This window comes from Ferrovibrio sp. (genome assembly GCF_041906005.1).
Classification (GTDB): Bacteria; Pseudomonadota; Alphaproteobacteria; order Ferrovibrionales; family Ferrovibrionaceae; genus Ferrovibrio.
The window spans coordinates 3,058,917-3,082,408 of sequence record NZ_JAYRJY010000001.1; the positions used below are offsets into that span (position 1 = coordinate 3,058,917).

Here is a 23,492-nt window from a genome sequence, read left to right on the forward strand (position 1 = left end):
CTTCCAGGTGGATCATGCCCAAACGTACTGACATCAAAAGCATCCTGATCATCGGCGCCGGTCCCATCGTGATCGGCCAGGCCTGCGAATTCGATTACTCCGGCACGCAGGCCTGCAAGGCGCTGAGGGAAGAGGGCTATCGCGTCATCCTGATCAATTCCAACCCGGCCACGATCATGACCGATCCGGGCCTGGCGGATGCCACCTATATCGAACCGATCACGCCAGAGATCGTCGCCAAGGTGATCGAGAAGGAGCGTCCGGATGCGCTGCTGCCCACCATGGGCGGCCAGACCGCGCTGAACACCGCGATGAAGCTGGCCGAGAATGGCACGCTGGAAAAGCTGGGTGTGAAGCTGATCGGCGCCAGCCGCGACGCCATCGCCATGGCCGAGGACCGCGAGCTGTTCCGCCAGGCGATGAACCGCCTGAAGCTCGACATGCCACGTTCGGGCACGGCGCATACGCTGGACGAAGCACGCGCGCTGCTCGCCACTGTGGGACTGCCGGCGGTGATCCGGCCGTCCTTCACACTGGCCGGCACCGGCGGCGGCATCGCCTATACGCGCGAGGAATTCGACGAGATCGTGATGCGCGGTCTCGATGCCTCGCCCACGACCGAAGTGCTGATCGATGAATCGGTGCTGGGCTGGAAAGAATACGAGATGGAGGTTGTCCGCGATAAGAAGGACAACTGCATCATCGTCTGTTCGATTGAAAACATCGATCCGATGGGCGTGCATACCGGCGACAGCGTCACCGTCGCGCCGGCACTGACGCTGACCGACAAGGAATATCAGATCATGCGCGACGCCTCGATGGCGGTGCTGCGCGAGATCGGCGTTGAGACCGGCGGCTCGAACGTGCAGTTCGCGGTCAATCCCGCCGACGGCCGCATGGTCGTGATCGAGATGAATCCGCGCGTATCGCGCTCGTCCGCTCTAGCCTCCAAGGCGACCGGTTTCCCGATCGCCAAGGTGGCGGCCAAGCTGGCGGTGGGCTACACGCTGGATGAGTTGATGAACGATATCACCGGGGTGACGCCGGCGTCGTTCGAGCCGACCATCGACTACATCGTCACCAAGATGCCGCGTTTCACCTTCGAGAAGTTCCCCGGCACCGACCGGCTGCTGAACACCTCGATGAAGTCGGTCGGCGAGGCGATGTCGATGGGGCGCAGTTTCCAGGAAAGCCTGCAGAAAGCCCTGCGCTCGATGGAAACGGGTCTTACCGGCCTGAACGAAGTCGTGATCCCCGATGCCGAGGAGACAGACGGCAAGGAAGCCATCGTGGCGGCGCTGGCGCGGCCGACGCCGGACCGCCTGCTGGTGATCGCCCAGGCCTTCCGCCATGGCCTCAGCGTCGCCGAGGTGCATGCCGCCTGCAAATACGATCCGTGGTTCCTCGAACAGATCGCCGAGATCGTGCGCACCGAGCAGCGTATCCGCAAGGAGGGCCTGCCGAAGGATGCCGACAGCCTGCTGGCGCTCAAGCGCATGGGCTTCTCCGATCCGCGCCTGGCCGAGCTGGCCGGCCTGAAAGAGGCCGAGGTGGCGGCGCTGCGCCGCAAGCTGGGCGTGACGCCGGTTTTCAAGCGGGTGGACACCTGCGCGGCCGAATTCGAAAGCCGTACGCCTTATATGTACTCGACGTACGAATTTGGCGCGCAGGCGGAATGCGAGGCGCAGCCGCAGGATCGCACCAAGGTGATGATCCTGGGTGGTGGGCCGAACCGTATCGGCCAGGGCATCGAGTTCGACTATTGCTGCGTGCACGCCGCCTATGCGCTGAAGGAAGCCGGGTACGAGACCATCATGGTCAACTGCAACCCGGAAACCGTTTCCACCGATTACGACACCTCGGATCGCCTGTATTTCGAGCCTCTGACCGTGGAAGATGTGCTTGAGATCGTGCGTGTCGAGCAGTCGACGGGCAAACTGCTGGGCGTGATCGTGCAGTTCGGCGGCCAGACACCGCTGAAACTCGCCGCCGGGCTGGAGGCTGCGAATGTGCCGATCCTCGGCACCTCGCCGGATGCCATCGACCTGGCTGAGGATCGCGAGCGTTTCCAGCAATTGCTGCAGAAACTTGATCTCAAGCAGCCGGCCAACGGCATCGCCCGCTCGGAAGACGAGGCGCGCGCCGTGGTGGCCAAGATCGGTTATCCGGTGGTGATCCGGCCGTCCTATGTGCTGGGCGGCCGCGCCATGGAGATTGTGCGCAACAGCGCGCAGCTCGAACGCTACATGACCGAGGCGGTGAGGGTTTCGGGTTCCTCGCCGGTACTGATCGACAGTTACCTGTCGGATGCCATCGAGGTGGATGTCGATTGCCTGGCCGATGACGAAACGCAGTTCGTCGCTGGCGTGATGGAGCATATCGAGGAAGCCGGTATCCATTCCGGCGACAGCGCCTGTACCCTGCCGCCGTACAGCCTGGCGCCGGCGATCATTGACGAGATCAAGCTGCAGACCGAGGCCCTGGCCCGTGCATTGAAGGTCGTGGGCCTGATGAATGTGCAGTATGCGGTGAAAGACGGGGTGGTTTATATCCTGGAGGTCAATCCGCGTGCTTCACGCACCGTGCCCTTCGTCGCCAAGGCCATCGGTCAGCCACTGGCCAAGATCGCCTCGCGCGTGATGGCGGGCGAGAAGCTGGCCAGCTTCAACCTGCATGAAACCCGGAATGATCATATCGCGGTGAAGGAAGCCGTGTTCCCCTTCGCGCGGTTCCCCGGGGTCGACATCATTCTCGGCCCCGAGATGAAATCGACCGGCGAGGTGATGGGCATAGATCGCGATTTCGGCACGGCTTTCGCCAAGGCGCAGATCGCTGCCGGCACGGTGTTGCCATTGACCGGCAGCGTATTCATATCGGTACGGGACGGCGACAAGCCGGCCCTGGTGGATGCCGCCCGCCGCCTGGTCGGCATGGGTTTCGAGGTGGTGGCCACGGCCGGCACCGCCCGTTTCTTTGAGGAGCACGGCATCACTGTGCGCCGCGTCAACAAGGTGATGGAAGGCCGCCCCCATGTGGTGGATTCCATGAAGAATGGCGAGATCCAGTTGGTGTTCAACACCTCGGAAGGGTCGGCTTCGATCCGCGACAGTTTCGACCTTCGTCGCACCGCGCTGATGAACAAGATTCCGTATTTCACCACCGTTGCCGGCGCCAAGGCGGCTGTGCGCGCCATTGAGGCGCTGCGGTCAGGAAGCCTTGCCGTGGTGCCCCTGCAGGCTTATTTTTGATTTTTTTGACGGTCAGACAGGAAGGGGAATTATGCAGAAGATTCCGATGACCGCGACCGGCTACCAGCGTCTGGAAGCCGAGCTGAAGAATCTGAAGACGGTGGAGCGCCCGGCCGTGATCCGCGCCATTTCGGAAGCGCGCGAACATGGCGACCTGTCGGAAAACGCCGAATACCATGCCGCGAAAGAACGCCAAGGCTGGATCGAGACGCGCATCCTCGAGTTGGAGGACAAGCTGCGCCGCGCCGAGGTGATCGACGTCTCCAAGCTGTCGGGCGACAAGGTGAAGTTCGGTGCCACGGTAGTTCTGGCCGATGAAGACAGCGGCGAGGAAAGCACCTATCAGATCGTGGGGGCCGATGAGGCCGACATCAAGTCGGGCCTGCTCTCGATCACGGCGCCGCTGGCGCGGGCCCTGGTGGGCAAGGCCGAGGGCGATACCGTCGAGGTGACGACGCCGGGTGGTGCCAAGGCCTACGAGATCGTCTCGGTCGAGTATAAGTAAGATACGAGGCGCGGCGATGGGAGTCCCGATGGATCGCGAGGCTCTCGACCGGCTCTACAACAACCGCGCCGCGGTGCCGACGCACCAGCAGGATATGGATCGCTGGGCAGCCGAGAGCGCAGTGACGCGGCAGGCGCTATCTTGCCGGCTCGACCTGGCCTATGGCGCGCATCCGCGCGAGACGCTGGATCTGTTCACGGTACCCGAACCGGGCAGGCCGCTGCTGGTTTTCATCCATGGCGGCTACTGGCAGGCGCTCGACAAGTCGTCGTTCAGCTTCATCGCCAACAGTTTCGTAGGCCCAGGAGGCTCTCCTTTGGCGAATGTGGCGATCCTGAACTATCCGCTGGCGCCCGAAGCCGACATGGATCGCATCGTCGCCTCGATCCGCCGTGCCTTGCTGTGGCTGTGGCGCGAGGCAGCGCCGCTGGACTTCGATCACAACCGCATTTTCGTCAGCGGGCATTCCGCCGGTGGGCATCTCACCGCGATGGCAGCGCTGACCGAATGGGAGAAGCTGGATGGCGCGGCCCCGGCCGATCTGGTCAAGGGCGGGTTGAGCATTTCCGGTCTTTACGACCTGCTGCCGATCCGTCATTGCTATCTAAACGACCGGCTGGGCATGGATGATGTCGTGGCTTTGCGCAATTCGCCCTTGCCTTTGGTGGCCGGCTGGGCGCGGCCATTGCCGTCGCTGATCTGCGCGGTGGGTGGCGCCGAGACGCCGGCCTTCCTTGAACAGCAACACGATTTCGTGACCGCCTATAAGTTGCGTGGTGGCAAGGTGACCGCGATCACAGCACCGGACCGGCATCATTTCGATATCGTATACGGCATGGCGCAGCCCGGCGGCGACCTTCAGACGGTCATGGCCGGCCTGCTGCGCTGAAGAGGAGGGGGGAATGAGCGGACAGAAGCGTGTGCTGCTGGTCGATGATGACCGCACCCTGCAATCCCTGCTGGCCGAACAGCTGGAAACAACCAAGGAATTCTCGGCAGTCTGCGTCAACGATGCCGCCGCAGCCCTGGCCTTGGTGCCGGACGAGCATTTCGATCTGCTGCTGCTCGATGTCGGCCTGCCCGACATGGACGGCAGGGATTTATGCCGCAAGCTGCGCGAACAGGGCGTGCGCGCACCGATCATCATGCTCACCGCGGCCGATGGCGAGGCCGACACGATCATGGGCCTGGAATCCGGCGCAAACGATTACGTCACCAAACCCTTCAAGCTGGGTGTGCTGCTGGCGCGCATCCGCGCGCAACTGCGCCAGTTCGAGCAAAGCGAGGATGCCGTGTTCGGCATCGGCCCCTATACTTTCCGACCAGCCAGCAAGGTGCTGCTGGATAACGAAAAGGCGGGCAAGAAGGTGCGGCTGACCGAGAAGGAAACCGCGATTCTGAAATACCTGCTGCGTGCCGGCCTGAAGCCGGTGCCGCGCGAAACCCTGCTGGCGGAAGTTTGGGGTTATAATGCCGGCGTTTCCACCCACACGTTGGAAACCCACATCTATCGCCTGCGCCAGAAGATCGAACGGGATCCCGGCGCGGCACAACTGCTGATCACCGATCCGGGCGGCTATCGCCTGCAGCCCTGAGGGCGTTCATCGGCCGGTGAAAACGGGCGGGCGTTTTTCCGCCATCGCGCGGCGGCCTTCCTGGAAATCCTCGGTGCGGAAACTGGCGGCGGCGCGTTCGCGGGCCGCACGCTCATCGAACAGGCCGTTGGCGATCTCGTTCAGGCTCTGCTTCATGCCGCGCACGGCCTGGGGTGCCAGGCCGCACAGGGTCTTTGCCAGAACCTCGCCTCGTGCGTGCAGATCTTCCGGCTCCACCAACCAGTCAACGAAATTGCACCGCAGCATTTCGGCGTCATCAAAGGTTTCGGTCGCCAGGAACAGCCGTTTGGCCGCATTCAGCCCCAAGCGCGTCGCTGCGCGTTTCAGGCCGTGCGGATGGTACTGGATGCCTAGTTTCGCCGGCGGAATGAAGCACTTGATGCCGCGTGCACCAAGGCGGAAATCGCAAGCCAGCGCCAGGTCGGTGCCGCCGCCATAAACGCCACCTTGCAGGAGGCAAAGCGTGGGGAAGGGCATGTTTTCCAGGCGATCCGTCACGCGCTCGAGCGGGTTATCGCGCCAGTCATGACCGGCGACAGAGCCAAAATCGACGCCGGCGCAAAAGCTCTTGCCTTCGGCGCGCAGGACCAGAGCGCGGATATCGGCTCGTGCCGCCATCTCGATTAACGTAGCGTCAAGTTCCCCAAGGTCGCTGATTTCAAGGGCATTGTGCTTTTCCGGGCGGCAGAATGTGACGGTCGCCAGCAAATCTTGGATTTCTGCAATAAAAGCTTGAGACATCGCGCTATCCGCCCTTAATCTTTGTCATGTCGCATTTCCGCACAGACCCCGCCGACCGGCAAGGGTCGGTTGTAGTAGCCGGCACTCCATCCCACGACGCTGACGGGATAAAAAAGGAGGCCACAGTGGGGGTTGAAGAGTTTTACGTTCGCTTCTGGGGCGTCCGTGGCAGCATTGCCGTAGGCTCGCCGGAGGTGATGCGCTATGGCGGTAACACGTCGGCGCTCGAGATTCGGTGTGGCTCGCATCTTTTATTGTTTGATGCGGGCACGGGTATTCGCGCGCTTGGTGTTGCCTTGCAGCAGGCGACGGCGCCCGTCGATGCGGATCTCTTTTTCACCCATACCCATTACGACCATGTCTGCGGCCTGCCGCATTTCTGTCCGGCTTTTGATCCGCGCAATACCTTCCGCATCCATGCGGGACATGTCACCGAAGCCGACGGTATCAAAAGCGTGCTGAAACAGATGATGTGTTCGCCGCTTTTCCCTGTGCCGCTGGAAATCTTTCAGGCCAATCTGAGTTTTCACGATTTCCGTCAGGGCGAAGTGCTGCATCCCAAACCCGGCATCACTGTCCGCACCGGCCCCTTAAGCCATCCCGATCTCGCCACCGGCTATCGCGTCGAATATGGCGGCAAGTCGATCTGCTATCTCACCGATACGGAGCATCCGGCCGAAGGGCTGGATCAGAACATCCTCGAATTGATCCGTGGCGCCGATATCGTGATCTACGATTCCATGTATACGGACGAGGAATATGCCTGCCGCAAGGGCTGGGGCCATTCCACCTGGCAGGCCGGCGCCAAGCTGTGCGATGCGGCCGGTGTGAAAACCTTCGTGGTGTTCCATCATGATCCTGAACATGACGATGCCTTCATGGATCGCGTGGCTGCCGAGCTTGAAGCCGCGCGGCCTGGCTCGGTTGTGGCCCGTGAGGGCCTGATCCTGCGACCGTGACGCGCCTGGGTCATCGATGAGCAAATCCTGGCGCAGGTTCCGCATGGGACTGCAGACTTTGGCCGCTCCCCTGCTCGGGTTGCGGCGGCAGGGTTTTTTCATTCCCTATCGCTATGCCGATACGGTGGCCAATCGTCAGGCGGTCTATGAGCCGGCGGCAGAGCTGTTCGCCGCCTGTACGTCTGTTTTCCAGAATCTGCTGGATGAAGCCGGCAGTCATGCCGAGGCATTCGGCCGCATCGTGGCTGAACGCAAGGCGGGCGGGATAGGCCCCCGGTTTGACCAGAGTTGGTTCCCGACGCTGGATGCCGTTGCAGCCTATACGCTGGTGCGACGCCTGAAACCCGCGCGCATTGTGGAAGTCGGTTCAGGCCATTCCACACGGTTTATGTCGCGCGCGGTGGCTGATGCCGGACTGGATACCGCGATCACGGCGATCGATCCCCAGCCTCGCGCCACACTGGCCGGCCTGCCGATCCGGTTCATGCCGGAAGTGGCGCAGACGGCTGACCCGGCTGTTTTTGCGGTCCTGCAGCCGGGCGACATCCTGTTCATCGATTCAAGCCATATCCTGATGCCGGGCACAGATGTGGACTGGTTGTTCAGCCGCGTGCTGCCGCAGCTGGCCGCTGGCGTGATCGTGCATATCCACGATATCTTCCTGCCCGACGATTACCCGCAAAGCTGGGCCTGGCGCGGGTATAACGAACAGCAGGCCGTGGTTCCGCTGCTGATCGGTGGCTTTCGTCCGCTTTTTGCCAGCCATTACGTGGCCACCCGCATGGCTGAGCGCGTGGACAGGAGCATTATCGGCCGTCTGCCGCAGGCAGAAGAGGCAATGCCAGCGAGTCTGTGGCTGGAAAAGTCGGTTTAAGGTCTAACGGTACGGGTCGGCCGCGTCGCGCAGGCCGTCGCCGAAGAAGTTGAAAGCCAACACCACCACGATAACGGGTATGGCCGGCGTCATCAGCCAGGGATACAGCGCCACCACGTTGATGTTCTGCGCCTCGTTGAGCAGCACGCCCCAAGAGGTGATCGGCGGTCGCAGGCCCAGGCCCAGGAAGGATAGCGCCGTCTCACCCAGAATCATTGACGGGATCGACAGTGTGGCCGAGGCGATCAGGTGGCTCATGAAGCTGGGCAGCAGATGGCGACCGATGATGCGTCCGGGCGAGGCTCCCATCAGGCGTGCTGCGGTCGCAAAATCCTCTTCGCGCAGGGCCAGAAGCTTGGATCGCACTGCACGTGCGAGACCCGGCCAGTCGAGCAGGCCCAGTATGATGGTGATGCCAAAGTAAACCAGGATCGGCGACCATGTGACCGGCAGGGCGGCCGACAGCGCCATCCAGAGCGGCAGTTCGGGCAGGCTGCGGATCAACTCGATCAGGCGCTGGATTGTACTGTCGATCCAGCCGCCGTAATACCCCGAGATGCCGCCCAGCACGATGCCGATCAGGAAACTGATGGCGATGCCGATCAGGCCGACGGTGAGCGATATGCGAGTGCCATAGACGATGCGCGAGAAGATGTCGCGGCCGAGCCGGTCGGTGCCGAAGAGATAGAATTGTCCATCCTCGCTGGGGCAGACGAAATGGAAGCGCATGGGGATCATGCCCCAGAATTCATAGGCGTCGCCCTGGCAGAAGAAGCGTAGCGGCTGTACCCGGCTGGTGTCGGGGAAATATTCGCGCTTCAGCGTTTCGGTATTCATCTTGAACCGGAGACCGTAGACGAACGGTCCAACAAATTCGCCTTCGTGGAACAGGTGAATTTCGTGCGGTGGTGCATAGATCGCCCGCGGATTGCGCGTCTGCAGATTGTAGGGCGCGATGAATTCCGAGAACAGGGTGGAGGCATAGATCAGCAGCAGGATCACGCCGCTCCACAGCCCCAGCCGGTGGCGACGGAATTTCCACCACATCATCTGCCATTGCGAAGCGCGGTAATACCGCTCTTGCTCCGGTGTCATGCTTTCGATCGAATAAGGATCGAAAGGCGCGGGATTGACCCAATGTTCCGGCTTGCTGGATGTGTCGCGCATGGCCGGCCTATTTCGCCATGCCGCCGGTGAGGCGGATACGTGGGTCGAGCAGGGCCAGCAGAATGTCTGAAATCAGCATACCGACCACGGTGAGCAGGGCGAGGAACATCAGGAAGGAACCGGCCAGATATTGATCCAGGGACTGCAGGGCGCCCAGCAGCATCGGTCCAGCCGTTGGCAGGCTCATCACCACGGACACGATTACCGAGCCCGAAACGATGGAGGGGAGCAGGTTGCCGATATCGGAGATGAAGGGGTTCAGCGCCATGCGGATCGGATATTTTACCAGCAGGCGCAGGGGCGGCAGCCCCTTGGCGCGGGCTGTGGTGACATACTGCTTCTGCAACTCATCCAGCAGATTGGCACGCAGGCGGCGGATCATCGCCGCCGTGCCCGAGGTGCCGATCACAACCACCGGCACCACCATGTGCGCCATCAGCGAGGCGATCTTTTCCGCATTCCAGGGCTTGTCGATCAGTTCAGGGTCGACCAGACCGCCCATCGAAACACCGAACCAGCGGTTCGAATAATACAACAGCACCAACGCCAGAAGGAAGTTCGGCGTGGCGAGGCCGATATAGCCCAGCAGGGTGAAGCCGTAATCGCCCCATGAATACTGCCTGGTGGCCGAATAGACGCCAATGGGGAAGGCGACGATATAGATGAACAGGATGGTGAAGAAATTGATCACCGCCGTCATCACCAGCCGATCGCCGATTAGTTCGCCAACCGGACGGTTATATTCAAACGACCAGCCCCAGTCTCCCTGCAGCAGGCCTGAAAAGCCGTTTGGACCTGGCCAGAACCCCATCCAGATCGCGTATTGCTCAAGCAGTGGCCGGTCCAATGCATACTGGCTGCGCAGGAACTCGGCGCGTTCCAGCGCGCTGGTTTCGCCCTGGGCGCGCAACTCGGCGATCTGGTTGGTCAGATAATCGCCCGGGGGCAGCTTGATGATGATGAAAATGAACAGGCTGATCACCAGCAGGGTGGGGATCATCAGCAGAAGGCGACGGGCAAGATACAGCAGCATCGGTCTGGCCGTCGCTCAGGGCCGCAACCAGAAGGTTTCGGTGCGGTACAGGCCGACGAAAGCGCCGGGATCCCAGTTGAAAACACCTTCCTTCGGAATATTGGCAAGTTTCTTATTCGCGACGATGGGCTGAAAAATACCGCTGATCACACCGATACTGAAGGTCTGTTCGGCATGAATGGTCAGCATGCGATGCCAGATGCGTGTGCGTTGGTCCTCGTCGCCGGTGGCCATCCACGCCTCGTAGAGATCGTAAAGTTCACGGGCGGCCGGCATATCGATTGGTTCGCCGGACTGGCCGCTGGTTTCATACCACTGGCCCCATTTCGGCCATTGCAAGCCATATTGTGAAGTGGGGGCGAGTTCGTGCGGATTGGTGTTCGCCGTGGGCAGACCATTTTCCAGTCCGCTCCAGACCGACATGATCGCTTCGCCCGAGAAGATGCGGTTACGCACCACATCGCGCTGGCTGGGTTTGGCAAATAGTTTGATGCCGATCTTGGCCCAGTTTTCGCCGATCAGCTCCAGTACGTCGGTCTGCTCGGTATCCTCACCGGCGGTTTCCACCACGATCTCCAGCGGACGCCCGTTGGCCATCAGGCGGACGCCATTTCCGTCACGCTTGCTCAGGCCCAGTTCATCCAGCAGGCGGTTGGCCGTGGCCACATCCAATGTGGCATTGGTCGACTGGTATTCCGGCTTGAACAGCGGGCTGTCGGGCAGGACCGTGTTGTTGGATTCGATGGCCAGACCGAAATACAGCGACTCGTTGATGGCCTGGCGATCGATCGCCAGAGACAGGGCGTGGCGGAAGCGCGCATCGCGCATCAGGGCGCGCCAGCTTGGGTCGGTGGCATTCAGGTTGGGATACAGCGTGAAATGCGAGCCTTTGGCCGTGCGCCACAGAAGCGTTTTGTAGCCCGCCCGTTTCTCGTTCTCTTTCAGGAAGGTGAAGTTGTTGAACGTGATGTTGCGGAATTGCAGGTCGGCTTCGCCGGCGCCGGCCTTGGCCGGGATCAGCTTGGCATCGGCCTGACTGAAGATAATGCGATCGATATAGGGCAGTTGCCGGCCATTGGCATCAACGCGATGGAAATAGGGATTGCGCGTCGCCACGAAGCGGATTGCGGGTGGCCGCGTGGTCATCATCCAGGCATCCAGGCCGGGCAGGTCGGGATTGTCCCCTTCCACCATGTTGTCCATGCGATTGTGCAATGCGGCCCAGCTGGCGCGCTTTTCAGCGGCGACCAATGCGGCCAGCTTCTGGGGATCGGCATATTTGGCGTGGAACTGCTTCAGGTAATGCGCCGGGCGATAGAGATAGAACGCTGAGGTGCCGGCAATGCGCGGCAGGAAACCCGGGTTGCGTTTTGACCAGCTGTAACGGATCGTGGCCTCATCCAGGAATTCCACCTTCGGCCTTTCGCCATCGACCATCAGGCTGGCCGGTGGGCCGGCCGGGTTCAATTCCTTGTTGTTGGCGACATCTTCCCAGTAATAGCGGAAATCCTCCGCCGTGAAAGGCTGGCCGTCCGACCAGCGATGGCCCTTGCGCAGGTGGAAGGTGAAGATACGTTCGTCTTCGACTTCAAGCTTTTCGGCCAGGTCGGGCACGAACCGGAATTTCTCATCGTATACGACCAATCGCGTGTAGCCGATCACGTTCAGCAGACGCACGTCGCGGGCGCGGCCGATCAGGGTGCGTAGATCGCCGCCCGGTTGGCCGGCTTCCCGCGGCGATTGGAAATTGACGACCAGTGGAACGGTCGGGATTCGAGCGGTTACCGGTGGCAATTTCCCGGCCGCGACATCGGCGGCAAATGCCGGCGTTTCCTGCAGGTCGGGTGTCTGCGCGCGGACCGGCCCCAGTGATACGACAAAAGCGGCAGCCAGAATGGTCAGTCGGAAAGCGGTCTTCATGCGACTAGATCCCGGGAATCGGCAGTGGCGGCCGCACGCACAAGGTGACCTCGTCCGACCTCGATCATGTGCGGCCTGGTCCGGCCGTCAATGGTGAAGGGATGCGGCCAATCCTGTGGATTGGAGGCTTTGCCTTCCATCAGCAGATGCAGATCCAGGCGGCTTGCCGGATCGGGCTTGGGCACCGCGGCCAGCAGGGCCTTGGTATATGGATGCACGGGGTTGGAAAAAAGCTGCTCGCGTGGCGCGATCTCGACCAGTCGGCCGGCGCACATCACGGCGATGCGGTCGGCGATGTAATCCACCACGGCCAGATTGTGCGAGATGAACAGGTAGGTGAGGCCGAGTTCGGATTTCAGATCTTTCAGCAGATTCAATATCTGCGCCTGGATCGAAACGTCGAGCGCCGAAACCGGCTCGTCGCAGATCAGCAGATCGGGTTGCAGGGCCAGGGCGCGGGCAATGCCGATGCGCTGGCGCTGGCCGCCCGAGAAGGAATGGGGGTAGCGGCGCAGGAAGCGCGGATCGAGGCCAACCAAGGTCATCAATTCCTTGACCCGTTCGAAGCGCTCGTCCTCATCGCCGATGCCATGGATCACCAGCGGTTCGGAGACGATATCGAACACCGTCATGCGCGGATTGAGCGACGAGAAGGGGTCCTGGAAAATGAATTGTACCTTGCGGCGGTATTTGAACAGGGCATCGTCTGCCAGGCTGTGCACGTCCACCAGCTTGTCGCCGTCGTGGAAGCGGATGCTGCCACTGTCGGGCGTCATCGCCCGCATGATCAGCTTGCTGGCCGTGGTCTTGCCGCAGCCGGACTCGCCCACCAGGCCCAGGCATTCCCCGCGTAGCACATCGAAGCTGACGTCATCCACCGCCAGAACGCTGCTGACCTTGCCGCCGCCAAACAGTCCGCCCTTGCGCAGGGTAAAGGATTTGCTCACATGCTTGACTTCCAGCAGTGGCGTGCCGGCGCGGGCACCGGTTTCACGGTTGCGACCGCTGCGCAGCAGGGCTCCGATCTCGCCCTTGATCTCGCGGATTGGCACCAGCCGTTCGCCGGGTTCCATGTCGAAACGCGGCACGGCTTTCAGCAGGGCCTTCAGGTAAGGATGCTGCGGCGCGCCGAAAATGTCGTGCAGGCCGCCGCGTTCCATTACCTTGCCGTGATACATCACCACGATCTCGTCGGCCATGTTGGCCACCACGCCAAGATCATGGGTAATCATCAGGATTGCCATACCCAGTTCGGATTGCAGATCCTTCAGCAGCTTGAGTATCTGGGCCTGGATGGTGACATCCAGCGCCGTGGTCGGTTCGTCGGCAATCAGCAAAGCCGGGCGGCAGACCAGGGCCATGGCGATCATGGCGCGCTGCCGCAGCCCGCCTGACAATTCGAAGGCATAGGTACGCATGGCGCGTTGCGGATCAGGGAACCCCACCAGGCGCAGCATCTCGGTGGCCAGTTCGTTGCCCTCGGTTTCACTGACCTTGCGGTGCAGATGCAGGGATTCAGTAATCTGGTTGCCGATGGTGTGGAGCGGACTAAGCGATGTCATCGGCTCCTGGAAAATGATCGAGATGCGACCGCCCTGCAACTGGCGTATCTGCGGCGAACCTTGTGGCAGGGCGGCGATGTCGATGGCGGGCTGCTCAGGCTTCTGCGGATCGCGGAACAGGATCTGGCCGTTGGGAATGCGGGCCAGGCGAGGCAGGATGCCCATGATGGCCTGACTGACCACCGATTTGCCCGAGCCTGACTCGCCCACCAGCGCAACCGTGCTGCCTTGCGGGATCTGGAAACTGATCCCGTCCACGGCCTTCACCACTCCCTCGGGCAGGTCGAATTGAACCTGCAGGTCGCGTACTTCAAGCACGTTGCCGGTCATGGTATTGGTCATCGCCGCGCATCCTTCGGGGCGATGGCCGGCAGGCGTGCGGCATTCAGGCGCGTCGCCTCGCTCAGGGCGACGCCACGCGCAGTGGCGGCGGCGATGGCCTGCTCGACCAGGACCGGAAATCCGATCAGATCGCTGTCAGCGCGCAAGATTCCTTGTTCCCCTTCGATCGTCAGCTGCAGCCAGCCTTCGCTGCGATCCCGGCGGGTCGAATAATACCGCAGGGTCACGTTGCGAAGGCCAGACCACGGCATGACCAGCTGCCGCCCCAAACCCCATCGGCCGGATCGTGCTGCCCCAGACGCGTCGAGCGTGATCTCGATCTGTTGGCGCCACACCGTGATGGCGCCAAGCCAGGCCAGCAGCAAACTCAATCCGACCAACAGCGTAAAAATGACAGATTGAGGCGAGGCAAACAACAGCAGTCCCAGGCAGATGGCGAGCCCGATCCCAGCCCGCAGGTAGTCCGGCCAGAGCCGGGAGAGGGGGTAATACAGCCGGGTCATGACGTCCGCGTTACAGGGGGGGCGGATTCCGCCGGGCGGCCAATGGTCAGGGCTGTGGCGGTATCCAGCCACTGGCCGGCCGGATGGGTCGCAACAGCAGCGATGAACGTTCCCACGAAGTCCCACAGAAAGGCGTCATGGCGCAGATGGTGGGTCAGAAAACCCACAGGTTGCAACGGATTTACGCCCCCGCGCATGCCGTGCAGCAGGGCCACCGCCGCCTTCAAGCTGGCCTCTGCGGTCTCAGGGTGATTGTTACCGTGCCAATCGATGGGATCGAGCTGGGTATTCAGCCAGGCCAGGCCCGGCGCAGCCCAATAGGCCTCTCGCGGTTTGAAAGCCGAAACCGCGCTGAAGCCCATTTCGGCCAGATCGGGCAGCATATCGGGCGCCATGCGGTTCCAGGGGGGTACAAAAACCGGTTGGCGGAACTGGGGAGGCAATTTCGCGGCGAGAAGCTGCTGTCCCTGCTGGATATCGCTTAACCGCGCCTGCAATGGCCGGTTGGCAGGAAATTCGGATTTCTTCTCGCCAGCCATCGCGTGATTGTGATGGGCATAGCCATGCTGCAGTGCAACAATGCCGGACTGTAGGGTAAGACGTTCTGCCAGACGAATTTCGGCCAGCGCAGGAATAACAGCCAGGGCCAGCGGCGCCCCAGTGCCGGTTTGCAGCTCCAGCAAGCGATCAAGGGCCGGGCTTGCTTTTGCCGCGTCGTCGTCTCGCCACCAGAAATACGCCTGCCGTCCCTCTGCCGCCCAGAGATCGAGTTCGGCCGTCAGTTCGGCCCAGGCTGCGGGGCGGCCGGTCACGTCCGTCGGTCCACGAAGCTGCGGACCAGCCGTACTGTTTCATCCGTCCCATCCAGACGGATACCGGGACCGTCAGGGCGTGGCGCGGTCAGGGCCAGATCGATGGCATGCGCCAGCTTGGCCGGATTCAGGTCACTTTCGCGCAATACCTGCAGCAGGCCGCGATCGGCCAGCAGGTTGGCGCGTAAAGCCTGTTCGGTCTCCTCGCCGCCGGCAAAAGGCACCACCACAGCTCGCGCGCCGCTGGCCAGGGTTTCCATGACGGTATTGTAGCCAGCCTTGCTGATCGACAGCAGACAATGGCGCAGCATGCCGGAAAAGTCGGGTCGCACGGTCTCGATGATAACCCCATCGCCAGCCATGCGCCGCAGATCTTCTACGGCTTCAGGTTTTTCATGCGGGCTGACCAGGATGCGCCAGGGCTTGTCATGCGCCGCCGAGAGCGGCCGGGCTGCCAGCGCGGCATGGAACAACGGCAATCCCACCGCACCGCCGCCGGCGGAAACCAGCACCTCGCCCTTGCCGGCAGTCGTTTGCGGAATGCTGTGACGTTCGACGATATAGCCGGTGTAATGCAGCCGGTCGGCAATACGTTCAGCCAGCGGGAAGGTCTTCTCGAATGGCACGAAAGCGGGATCGCCGTGGATCAGTGCGGCATCGTAGTAATCCTGCAGCCAGGCGATGCTGTCTAGATCGCGTTCGGGTTTGGTGCGGTCGACCAGGATGTCGCGGACCGAGCAAAACACGGCAGGCCGCTTCACCAAGGCTTTGGCATGGGCCAGAAGCGGCAGCAATTCGAACCGCATCGGCCGGCGGCCGAACGGGAACAATTCGGTCAGCAGCGCATCGGGGGCGAAGCGGTCGAAGATATCCTGAAGTTTTTGAATGCGCATGGCGCGCCATTCGTCGGTGATCTGCGTGCCGGTTTCATCCAATAGAATGCGGAAACTGGCATCCTTGGCGCGTGCAGGCGGCAGTTGTTCAAAACGCACGCCGTCCAGGCCATGGAGAGTTGGGTCGGGCATGCCGCCGGAAACGAGCAGGGTTTCCCAGCCGTGGCGTGCGAAGGCACGCGCAATCGCGGCCACACGATGAAGGTGTCCGACGCCCAGCAAATGCTGCACATAGATCATCACGCGCGGCGCGGTCATGCCTTTGGCTCCAGCGATATATTGGCCGCCAGCAATTCGGGCCGACCGGCATCAGTGATACGAAATTCCTGCAGGCAGCGCCAATCCAGTTTCACCGGCGGCTTGCCCAGCATCGGCCAATCGAAGGCCAGCGCGAGGATGGCGCGGATGACGCCTTTATGGGTCACCGCACCGGCATCCTCCCCCATGGCGGTCAGGCTTTTTAGCCAGGGCAGCAACCGGGCCTGTACCTGGCGCGGGCTTTCGCCGCCGGGTGGTTGCAGATCGAGGCCGCGGTCTTCATTCGCAGTGAAAGTCGGGCCATACCTGGCCTGCAATTCGGCTATGGTGTGGCCCTCATAATCGCCCCAATTCATCTCGATCAGGGCCGGTTCGATAACGGGCCGCAGTCCCAGCGCCGTCGCTGTCTGGCAGGCGCGTTGCAGCGGACTGCAATACCAGACCCGCGCCCCATAAGTCTGGGGCAGGCGGTTGCGAGCAACCTGTTCATGACCAACTGCGGATAGGGGAATATCCGTGTGGCCTTGCAGGCGGCCAACTGCGTTCCATTCCGTCGCACCGTGGCGCAGCAGGGCAAGGCGGATCATGCCGGCAATCCCGATCTGGCAAAGATGTCTTGCAACCGCCGCTGTGCCGCGACCATCGATAGATGTGCCTCGACATGTTCGATCGCAGCACGGGCCATGTTTTGGCGTCGCGTGGTGTCTTTCAGCAAGTCGCGCAGGGCAGTAGCCAGACTCTCAGGCTGGGCGTCGGTGGTTAGCCAGCCGGTTTCGCCATGGTGCACGATGTCGGGTACGCCGCGCGTATTGACCGATAGCACCGGCAAACCGGCGGCCTGTGCTTCCAGCAAAGCCATGCCGTAGGCTTCGTTGATGGCCGGCCAGACGTAGAGATCGCAGGCCGCGTAAATCCCCGGCAGGTCAGCGGCTTCAAGCTGGCCGCTGAACCGAACCCGATCACTGGCGAATGCGAATGCCTGTGCGACTGCGCGACGTTCCGGTCCATCGCCCACCAGCAGAAGCTGCCAGTCTGTATCCATTGCCAGTGCCAGCATCTCGGCCAGGCGCAGGAACGAGGCCATCTTGTCTCCGGCCCGCATCATCCCCACGGCGAGCAGCCATGGTTGCCCCGGTGCCAGGCCGAAGCGTTGCGCAACGACGCGGCGATGCCGGTCGTGCTGGGCCGCGGCGGCGGCAAAAGCCTGATGGTCGAGAAAAGGCGGGAAGGGATGCACTTTGTCGGCCCCGGCAAACGCAGACAGGCAGATCCTGTCCAGGGCCGTGATCGGCAACAGGATATCGGCGGAACGGATGGCGCGGGCGGCCTGGGCATAGCCGGCAGCCCAGGGGCTGTGTTCGCGTTTGGGCGCCACTGAGGGCTCGGCGATCACATACGGCAGTCCGTAGCGCTGTTTCAGCGCGGGCCCCAGATAATCGGCGGCCTTGTGATAGACATGATAAGTGAACAACAGGTCTGGCCGTGTTGCCGGATTGGCCTGCCACGCCGCGGCCAGGCGTTCGATCTCGCGTGTCGCTGCCATGGCAGTGCCGGCTTCCTGTGCCGGGTCACCATCACGGTTATAGCTGCGTAGAGTAGACAGGGTTTCGACCTGATGACCCAAATTCCGCAACAATTGCATGAATAGTCTCGCCATGCGGCGGTCGCCCGATGGGGCCGCGTGGTCCGGCGGCTTGAGAGGGGCGTAAAATCCGATGCGCATGAGTGTCGCCTTGGCTCAGGGCGCCAGGCCAAAGCGGCGAGCCAGCGCGGCGATGCCGGCCGTCATGTCAAAATCCCGACGCACTCGCAATGCGGCGGCCTGCCCAAGCCTGACGCGCAGGGCCGGATCGACGATCAGGTGGTTTAGGGCCACGGTCAGCGCCCCCGCATCCTCGGGCGGCACCAGCAGGCCTGTTCCTCCATCGATGATCAATTCCGGAATGGCCGAGATGGCGCTGGCGACACAGGGCAGGGCTTGGCTTTGCGCTTCCATCAGCACATTCGGCAGGCCATCCATGTCGCCGTCGCGGTCGCGGCGGCTGGCCAATGCGAAGATATCGGCCTCGCGATAGGCGGCGATCACATCGTCCTGCGCCTGCGCGCCATGCCAGGTGATCCGTTCGGCAATGCCCAGTCTTTCCGCCTGTGTTTTTAGGGCCGGCAGTAACGGCCCACCACCGATATGGGCGAAACGCCAGTACAAGTCGCTCGGCAAATGGGCCAAGGCTGTCAAAAGGATGTCGAAGCCTTTTTTTTCCACCGCGCGGCCGACTGAAATCAGGCGTACGGGATCGCTCGGATCGCGGCCGTCGCGCGGCGGCCGCCACGCCGGAGGGGCGGGAAAACGGGAAAAGTCGATGCCGTGATAGACGAGCGATACCTTGGCCGGATCGCTGAGCGCGGAAAGATGAGTGACATTATGGGCCGTGCAGGTGACAGCCCAGCAACAGTCACGCAGCTTTTCGCGCTTTTCCCATTCCGGGGTGATCCATATGTCGCGGGCATGGGCCGAAGCCGACCACGGCAGTCCCAGCATCATGGCTGCATAACGCGTAACCGAACCGGGCGTGTGGATAAAATGCGCATGCAGGTGACGGTAATGGGCGGGCAGTTCGGCTGCCAGCACCATCGCCTGGCCAAAACGGCGGATCCGGTTCGGTGTGTGGTCGCGTTTCAGGTCGCGCCACCATTGCGCCAGCGCGGCGCGATAGCCGGGCTGACGACGAATTTTCCACCAGCCTCGAAGCACGCGCATCGGTTCCTGATACAGGTATTCCGGCAGATAGAGCAGCGGCGCCCTGATCAGGCCGTGCAATGCATGCCGCTTGGTATCGGTAGGGTGGCGCAGGGAAACGATCATGATGTCCAGTCCGCGCGCTTCAAGCGCGGCGATTTCCTGGGCGATGAAGGTTTCAGACAGGCGCGGATAGCCTTTCAGGATGAAGGCAACCGAAGGGGACTGCGACTCGGACATGGACTATGAAGACTGATATTGCGCGGATCAGCCGCGCAGGCCGACCACGTTGGAGGCGGGCGTTGCCGCCGGCCGCAGCCAGGGTTGTACCAGGCGATCCACGTTATCCAGACCCTCAAGCAGGCCAGGAATGACGATTTCGGACGGTTGCGGCTGGCGCGGCAGATTGCGCAAAGCATTTGCCATTACGGCGGGATCATATATGCCGTCATCTTCCAGCATGCGCACCAGACCAAGCTGCTGGGCGCGATGGGCGCGGATATATTGCTCCATGCGGGGACGTTTGCGCGGCACGATGATGGCGCGCTTGTCCAGGGTCAGAATCTCGCAGAAGGTATTGTAGCCGCCCATGGCCAGAACGCCGACGGCATTCTGCACCAGATGCTCCATATGGGCGTCGAAGGTGATGGCTTCCACGCGCGGCAACTTGGCGACACAGCTGAGAAAATCGGCGCGGCGTTCGCGCTGCATGAAGGGGCCCAGCACGATCAGCGCCGGATAAGGCAGCATCTCGTTGCTTTCATAGGCGCGCAATACCCATTCGATCAGGCCTTCGCCGTCGCCGCCGCCGCCCGGAGTGACCAGCAGGAATGGCCGCTGGGTGATTTCCGGCAACTGATGTTCGGGCAGGGCCTCCGGCGAGAAACGCGGCAGATAGCCGGTATAAACCACCTTGCGGCGCACCCGGTCGGGCAGGGCGATGCCTTCCAGCGGGTCGCAGAATTGCGGCAGGCCATAAACCCATATCTGGTCGAACAGGGATTTCAGAGCCGGCATGACATTCTTGCGTTCCCATTCGGGCGCCAGGGCGCTGGGCTCGTCCATCACGTCGCGCAGGCCCAGCACCAGGCGGGTGCCGCCAGCCTTGAGCATCTTCATGGTTTCGAGGGCCTCGCCACGCAGGCCCAGCGGTTCCTTGTCGACAATGAAGATGTCGGGATCGAAAATCTTGGCCGTATGCTGGATGATCTCGGCCCTGATTTTCAGGGTCTCCTCGATATCCATCGGCAGGTTTAGCGAGGTGTATTGTCCGTCGCGCAGTTTGATCACGCCCGGGATGCGGACAAAATCGACCCGGCTGCGAAAATCGAAACTGCCGATGATGGGCGACCCCGACAGGATCAGGACCGACATGTCCTTATGACGTTCCACCAAGGCATGAGCAATGGTTCGGCACCGGCGCAGATGGCCAAGGCCGAAGGTGTCGTGGCTGTAGATCAGCACACGGGTGCCGTCGCTGCGCGAAACCATGCCGGTATCCCCCTCCCCCGGTGGGAGCTGTGATGCGGGGGACTATGGCATAGCCCCACGGGGCAGGCCAAGGCCCTGAGCTGATAGTGATTCTTAAGCTGTTCCCGTTCCGTCTCGGCGATTGGCGGCCCGCCACCGATCGGCTAAGGTCTGGCCGGGCTCGGAGAAAGTTCCGTGGACAAGAACCTCTACAATTTCATCCTTAAATACAGTCTCAAACAGCAGGTCATCATCACCGTCCTGTCGGTGATTTCGTTCTTCCCATACTATTACTACCTCAGCATGCCCAAGACGATCGTCAACCAGGGCATCGAGGGGAAGGGCGTCAGTTTCCCGATCGATGTTTGGGGTCTGGGCCTGCTGCGGCTGGATCACACGCATTATCTATTTCTGCTGTGTGCCGGCTTTCTGGCGCTGGTGATCATCCAGCAATGCTTCAAATACGCCATCAATTATTTCCAGGGCGTGGCGGGCGAACGCATGTTGCGACGCCTGCGTTACGAACTGTATGCCCGCATCCTGCGGTTCCCGTTGCCGACCTTCCGGCGTACCAGCCAGGGCGAGATCATACCGATGGTGATCGCCGAGGTGGAACCGATCGGCGGCTTCATCGGCGAGAGCTTTGCCTTGCCGATCTTTCAGGGCGGCATGCTGCTGGTGATTTTCACCTTCCTGGTGATCCAGAATCCGTTGATGGCCGTTGCGGCCGTATCGCTGTATCCAATCCAGTTCTACTTCGTGCCCAGGATGCAGGCCAAGGTGCGCGCCCTGGGTCGCGAGCGCATCAAGAACCAGCGCCGGCTATCGGATCGCATCGGGGAAACGATCAGCGGCATACCAGAACTGCATACCCACGATGCTTCCCATCCCATGCTGGCGGAATTCACCCGCCGCCTGAGCATCAGCTACTGGATCCGCGTGGAGATATTCCAGCGCAAGTTCATGATCAAGTTCTTGAACAATTTCATTCAGCAGCTAGGCCCTTTCTTTTTCTATGCCATTGGCGGCTACCTCACCATCCAGGGGCATATGGATGTTGGTACGGTGGTGGCGGCGGTGAACGCCCATAAGGAAATGGGTGCGCCGTGGAAGGAACTGCTTAACCACTATCAGACCCGCGAAGACGTGAAGCAGAAATACGAACAGGTGGTCAGCCAGTTCGAGCCCGATGGTCTGCGGGGCGAGGAAGATCAGAATGCCGAGCCTGCTGAACCAGTCTCGCTGGCCGGTCCGGTCGCCGTTTCGGGTGTGGTGCTGAACGACGATCAGGATCAGCCGATTCTGGAAAACCTGACGCTGAGCCTGCCCTGGCCCTCGCGGGTGGCCGTGGTCGGCGATCATGGGCGTGATGAACTGCTGCAGTTGCTGGCACGGATGATTCCGCCCGGCCGTGGCAAGATTCTGATCAATGATCGCAATCTGGCTGACCTGACGGAGACCGTGGCAGGTCGCCGGCTCGCCTATGTTGGCGCGTCCAGCTATATCTTCAACACCACCCTGGGCAATAACCTGTTTCTCGGCCTGCGCCACCGGCCAATGGTCCCACGCCAACTGGATGGTGTCGAACGCGCGCGCTTCGAACGTGATATGAGCGAAGCGCGGGCCTCAGGCAATTCCCCTTACGATCCTGACGCGGATTGGACCGATTATCCTGCTGCCGGCGCCAGGGGAGCGGAAGACATTACCACGGTTGCAATCACGGCCTTGCGCACGGCAGCTTTCGACGAGGATGTATACCAGATCGGCATGCGGGGCACGCTCGACCCGCAGAAAAAGCCGGATGTGGCCGAGCGCGTATTGGCTGCCCGCGTGGCCTTCCGCGAGAAACTCAATAGCGGCGCGCTAGCCGACTTGGTCGAGAACTGGGATCCGACCCGCTACAACAGCAATGCCACTGTCGCCGAGAACCTGATGTTCGGCACGGCGCGGGACGCCACCTATCAAGAAGACAATCTGGCGCGCGATCCGCATGTGCTCGGCGTGCTCGATTCTGTTGGCCTGCGTCAGCGTTTTCTGCAGATCGGCTACGAAGTGGCCGGCACCATGGTCGAATTGTTCGCCGACCTGCCGCCTGATCATGAGTTCTTCCAGCAATTCAGCTTCATCTCGTCCGACGACCTGCCTGATTATAAAGACCTGTTGCTGCGCACCAAGCCCGATGCGTTGGATCAACTGGCGGAGCCGGATCGCGTGCGCCTGATGTCGCTGCCTTTCAGGCTGGTGCTTGCCCGTCACCGTCTCGGTCATTTCAACGAAGCCGAGCGCGATGCGATTCTCAAGGCGCGCAGGATTTTTGCCGAAACCCTGCCGGCCGAGCGGCGTGACGCCATCGCATTCTTCGATCCGGATCAGTTCACCGTCTCGTCCAGCATCGTCGACAATATCCTGTTCGGCCGGGTCGCCTATGGTCAGGCCCAGGCACAGGAGAAGATCGGCCGTGTGATCGCCGATGTGGTGGAGCAGATGCAGTTGCGCGAACCGATCATCGAAGTGGGCCTGCAATTCGAGGTTGGCATTGCCGGCGCCCGCCTGACGGCAGCGCAGCGTCAAAAGCTGGCCATCGCCCGCGCATTGGTGAAGCGTCCGGACTGGCTGATGCTATCGGAGGCCACCGCAACGCTCGATCCGCGTAGCCACGCCCAGGTCGTAAGGGCGGTGGTCGAGGCACGCAAGGATGCCGGATTGGTGTGGTCCTTGCAGCGCGCCGCTGATTGTGAATTGTTCGATACAGTGGTCGTGATTGAGCATGGCCGGGTGACGCAATGCGGGCCCTATGCCGAACTATGCGAGAAGCATGGCCGTTTCAAACAGATGCTGGCGCCAGCCTGATC

The 23,492-nt window shown here is 61.8% G+C and carries 19 protein-coding genes; 7 read left to right on the forward strand and 12 right to left on the reverse strand.

Annotated features, from left to right (window positions below; genetic code table 11):
- Positions 1–14 precede the first annotated feature (14 nt).
- From carB to ACE3OO_RS15030, 4 genes are read left to right on the forward strand one after another with little or no spacing between them, the layout of a single operon-like run.
- Entirely contained in the window at positions 15–3,248 is a 3,234-nt protein-coding gene (gene carB, locus ACE3OO_RS15015) for a carbamoyl-phosphate synthase large subunit (RefSeq protein ID WP_374304243.1), read from the forward strand.
- Positions 3,249–3,279: 31 nt separating this feature from the next.
- Positions 3,280–3,753: a transcription elongation factor GreA gene (greA, locus tag ACE3OO_RS15020; RefSeq protein WP_374304244.1), complete on the forward strand. Its 474-nt coding sequence runs from the start codon at positions 3,280–3,282 to the stop codon at positions 3,751–3,753.
- Between the two features lie 28 nt (positions 3,754–3,781).
- Entirely contained in the window at positions 3,782–4,642 is an 861-nt protein-coding gene (locus ACE3OO_RS15025) for an alpha/beta hydrolase (RefSeq protein WP_374304245.1), read from the forward strand.
- A 13-nt stretch (positions 4,643–4,655) separates the two neighbouring features.
- Positions 4,656–5,348: a response regulator transcription factor gene (locus ACE3OO_RS15030; RefSeq protein WP_374304246.1), complete on the forward strand. Its 693-nt coding sequence runs from the start codon at positions 4,656–4,658 to the stop codon at positions 5,346–5,348.
- Between the two features lie 6 nt (positions 5,349–5,354).
- On the opposite strand, the gene ACE3OO_RS15035 is transcribed toward ACE3OO_RS15030, so the two are convergent.
- Entirely contained in the window at positions 5,355–6,110 is a 756-nt protein-coding gene (locus ACE3OO_RS15035) for an enoyl-CoA hydratase/isomerase family protein (protein WP_374304247.1), read from the reverse strand.
- A 125-nt stretch (positions 6,111–6,235) separates the two neighbouring features.
- On the opposite strand from ACE3OO_RS15035, the gene ACE3OO_RS15040 reads away from it, so the two are divergent.
- Positions 6,236–7,069: an MBL fold metallo-hydrolase gene (locus ACE3OO_RS15040; protein WP_374304248.1), complete on the forward strand. Its 834-nt coding sequence runs from the start codon at positions 6,236–6,238 to the stop codon at positions 7,067–7,069.
- A 43-nt stretch (positions 7,070–7,112) separates the two neighbouring features.
- Positions 7,113–7,943, forward strand: coding sequence for a class I SAM-dependent methyltransferase (locus ACE3OO_RS15045; RefSeq protein ID WP_374304249.1), 831 nt, complete (start codon positions 7,113–7,115; stop codon positions 7,941–7,943).
- A gap of 3 nt (positions 7,944–7,946) precedes the next feature.
- Here ACE3OO_RS15045 and ACE3OO_RS15050 read toward each other — a convergent pair whose 3' ends face one another.
- The 11 genes from ACE3OO_RS15050 to ACE3OO_RS15100 all read right to left on the reverse strand — a co-directional run bounded on the left by ACE3OO_RS15050 (position 7,947) and on the right by ACE3OO_RS15100 (position 20,661).
- Complete coding sequence (locus ACE3OO_RS15050) at positions 7,947–9,110, reverse strand: ABC transporter permease (RefSeq protein ID WP_374304250.1); 1,164 nt, start codon at positions 9,108–9,110, stop codon at positions 7,947–7,949.
- Positions 9,111–9,117: 7 nt separating this feature from the next.
- Positions 9,118–10,143, reverse strand: a complete 1,026-nt coding sequence (locus ACE3OO_RS15055) for an ABC transporter permease (protein WP_374304251.1) — start codon at positions 10,141–10,143, stop codon at positions 9,118–9,120.
- A 15-nt stretch (positions 10,144–10,158) separates the two neighbouring features.
- Entirely contained in the window at positions 10,159–12,063 is a 1,905-nt protein-coding gene (locus ACE3OO_RS15060; protein ID WP_374304252.1) for an ABC transporter substrate-binding protein, read from the reverse strand.
- Complete coding sequence (locus ACE3OO_RS15065; protein ID WP_374304253.1) at positions 12,060–13,967, reverse strand: dipeptide ABC transporter ATP-binding protein; 1,908 nt, start codon at positions 13,965–13,967, stop codon at positions 12,060–12,062. Before ACE3OO_RS15065 ends, ACE3OO_RS15060 begins: the two co-directional genes overlap by 4 nt.
- Positions 13,964–14,470 carry a hypothetical protein gene (locus ACE3OO_RS15070; RefSeq protein WP_374304254.1) on the reverse strand — a complete coding sequence of 169 codons (507 nt, stop codon included), beginning with the start codon at positions 14,468–14,470 and terminating at the stop codon, positions 13,964–13,966. Before ACE3OO_RS15070 ends, ACE3OO_RS15065 begins: the two co-directional genes overlap by 4 nt.
- Complete coding sequence (locus tag ACE3OO_RS15075; protein WP_374304255.1) at positions 14,467–15,282, reverse strand: polysaccharide deacetylase family protein; 816 nt, start codon at positions 15,280–15,282, stop codon at positions 14,467–14,469. The genes ACE3OO_RS15070 and ACE3OO_RS15075 overlap by 4 nt, the downstream gene beginning before the upstream one ends.
- A complete protein-coding gene (locus ACE3OO_RS15080; protein WP_374304256.1) occupies positions 15,279–16,433 on the reverse strand; it encodes a glycosyltransferase family protein in 1,155 nt (384 codons plus the stop codon). The genes ACE3OO_RS15075 and ACE3OO_RS15080 overlap by 4 nt, the downstream gene beginning before the upstream one ends.
- Positions 16,430–17,020: a histidine phosphatase family protein gene (locus ACE3OO_RS15085; RefSeq protein WP_374304257.1), complete on the reverse strand. Its 591-nt coding sequence runs from the start codon at positions 17,018–17,020 to the stop codon at positions 16,430–16,432. The genes ACE3OO_RS15080 and ACE3OO_RS15085 overlap by 4 nt, the downstream gene beginning before the upstream one ends.
- Entirely contained in the window at positions 17,017–18,075 is a 1,059-nt protein-coding gene (locus ACE3OO_RS15090) for a glycosyltransferase family 4 protein (protein ID WP_374304258.1), read from the reverse strand. Before ACE3OO_RS15090 ends, ACE3OO_RS15085 begins: the two co-directional genes overlap by 4 nt.
- Before the next feature lie 96 nt (positions 18,076–18,171).
- Complete coding sequence (locus ACE3OO_RS15095) at positions 18,172–19,410, reverse strand: glycosyltransferase family 4 protein (RefSeq protein WP_374304259.1); 1,239 nt, start codon at positions 19,408–19,410, stop codon at positions 18,172–18,174.
- A gap of 27 nt (positions 19,411–19,437) precedes the next feature.
- Positions 19,438–20,661, reverse strand: a complete 1,224-nt coding sequence (locus ACE3OO_RS15100; RefSeq protein WP_374304260.1) for a glycosyltransferase family protein — start codon at positions 20,659–20,661, stop codon at positions 19,438–19,440.
- 174 nt (positions 20,662–20,835) lie between these two features.
- Here ACE3OO_RS15100 and ACE3OO_RS15105 point away from each other — a divergent pair, with 174 nt between their 5' ends.
- On the forward strand, positions 20,836–23,490 hold the full coding sequence (locus ACE3OO_RS15105) for an ABC transporter transmembrane domain-containing protein (RefSeq protein ID WP_374304261.1): 2,655 nt from the start codon (positions 20,836–20,838) through the stop codon (positions 23,488–23,490).
- The last annotated feature ends 2 nt before the right edge of the window (positions 23,491–23,492 follow it).

Excerpts from the sequence above, each read along its gene's own strand:
- ACE3OO_RS15095 (WP_374304259.1), bottom strand. The coding sequence starts at position 19,410 with ATGTCCGAGTCGCAGTCCCCTTCGGTTGCCTTCATCCTGAAAGGCTAT.
- ACE3OO_RS15070 (WP_374304254.1), bottom strand. The coding sequence starts at position 14,470 with ATGACCCGGCTGTATTACCCCCTCTCCCGGCTCTGGCCGGACTACCTG.
- ACE3OO_RS15080 (WP_374304256.1), bottom strand. The coding sequence starts at position 16,433 with ATGACCGCGCCGCGCGTGATGATCTATGTGCAGCATTTGCTGGGCGTC.
- ACE3OO_RS15030 (WP_374304246.1), top strand. The coding sequence starts at position 4,656 with ATGAGCGGACAGAAGCGTGTGCTGCTGGTCGATGATGACCGCACCCTG.
- ACE3OO_RS15055 (WP_374304251.1), bottom strand. The coding sequence starts at position 10,143 with ATGCTGCTGTATCTTGCCCGTCGCCTTCTGCTGATGATCCCCACCCTG.
- ACE3OO_RS15100 (WP_374304260.1), bottom strand. The coding sequence starts at position 20,661 with ATGGTTTCGCGCAGCGACGGCACCCGTGTGCTGATCTACAGCCACGAC.
- greA (WP_374304244.1), top strand. The coding sequence starts at position 3,280 with ATGCAGAAGATTCCGATGACCGCGACCGGCTACCAGCGTCTGGAAGCC.
- ACE3OO_RS15090 (WP_374304258.1), bottom strand. The coding sequence starts at position 18,075 with ATGCAATTGTTGCGGAATTTGGGTCATCAGGTCGAAACCCTGTCTACT.
- ACE3OO_RS15060 (WP_374304252.1), bottom strand. The coding sequence starts at position 12,063 with ATGAAGACCGCTTTCCGACTGACCATTCTGGCTGCCGCTTTTGTCGTA.
- ACE3OO_RS15050 (WP_374304250.1), bottom strand. The coding sequence starts at position 9,110 with ATGCGCGACACATCCAGCAAGCCGGAACATTGGGTCAATCCCGCGCCT.
- ACE3OO_RS15035 (WP_374304247.1), bottom strand. The coding sequence starts at position 6,110 with ATGTCTCAAGCTTTTATTGCAGAAATCCAAGATTTGCTGGCGACCGTC.
- carB (WP_374304243.1), top strand. The coding sequence starts at position 15 with ATGCCCAAACGTACTGACATCAAAAGCATCCTGATCATCGGCGCCGGT.
- ACE3OO_RS15025 (WP_374304245.1), top strand. The coding sequence starts at position 3,782 with ATGGATCGCGAGGCTCTCGACCGGCTCTACAACAACCGCGCCGCGGTG.
- ACE3OO_RS15085 (WP_374304257.1), bottom strand. The coding sequence starts at position 17,020 with ATGATCCGCCTTGCCCTGCTGCGCCACGGTGCGACGGAATGGAACGCA.
- ACE3OO_RS15065 (WP_374304253.1), bottom strand. The coding sequence starts at position 13,967 with ATGACCAATACCATGACCGGCAACGTGCTTGAAGTACGCGACCTGCAG.
- ACE3OO_RS15045 (WP_374304249.1), top strand. The coding sequence starts at position 7,113 with ATGGGACTGCAGACTTTGGCCGCTCCCCTGCTCGGGTTGCGGCGGCAG.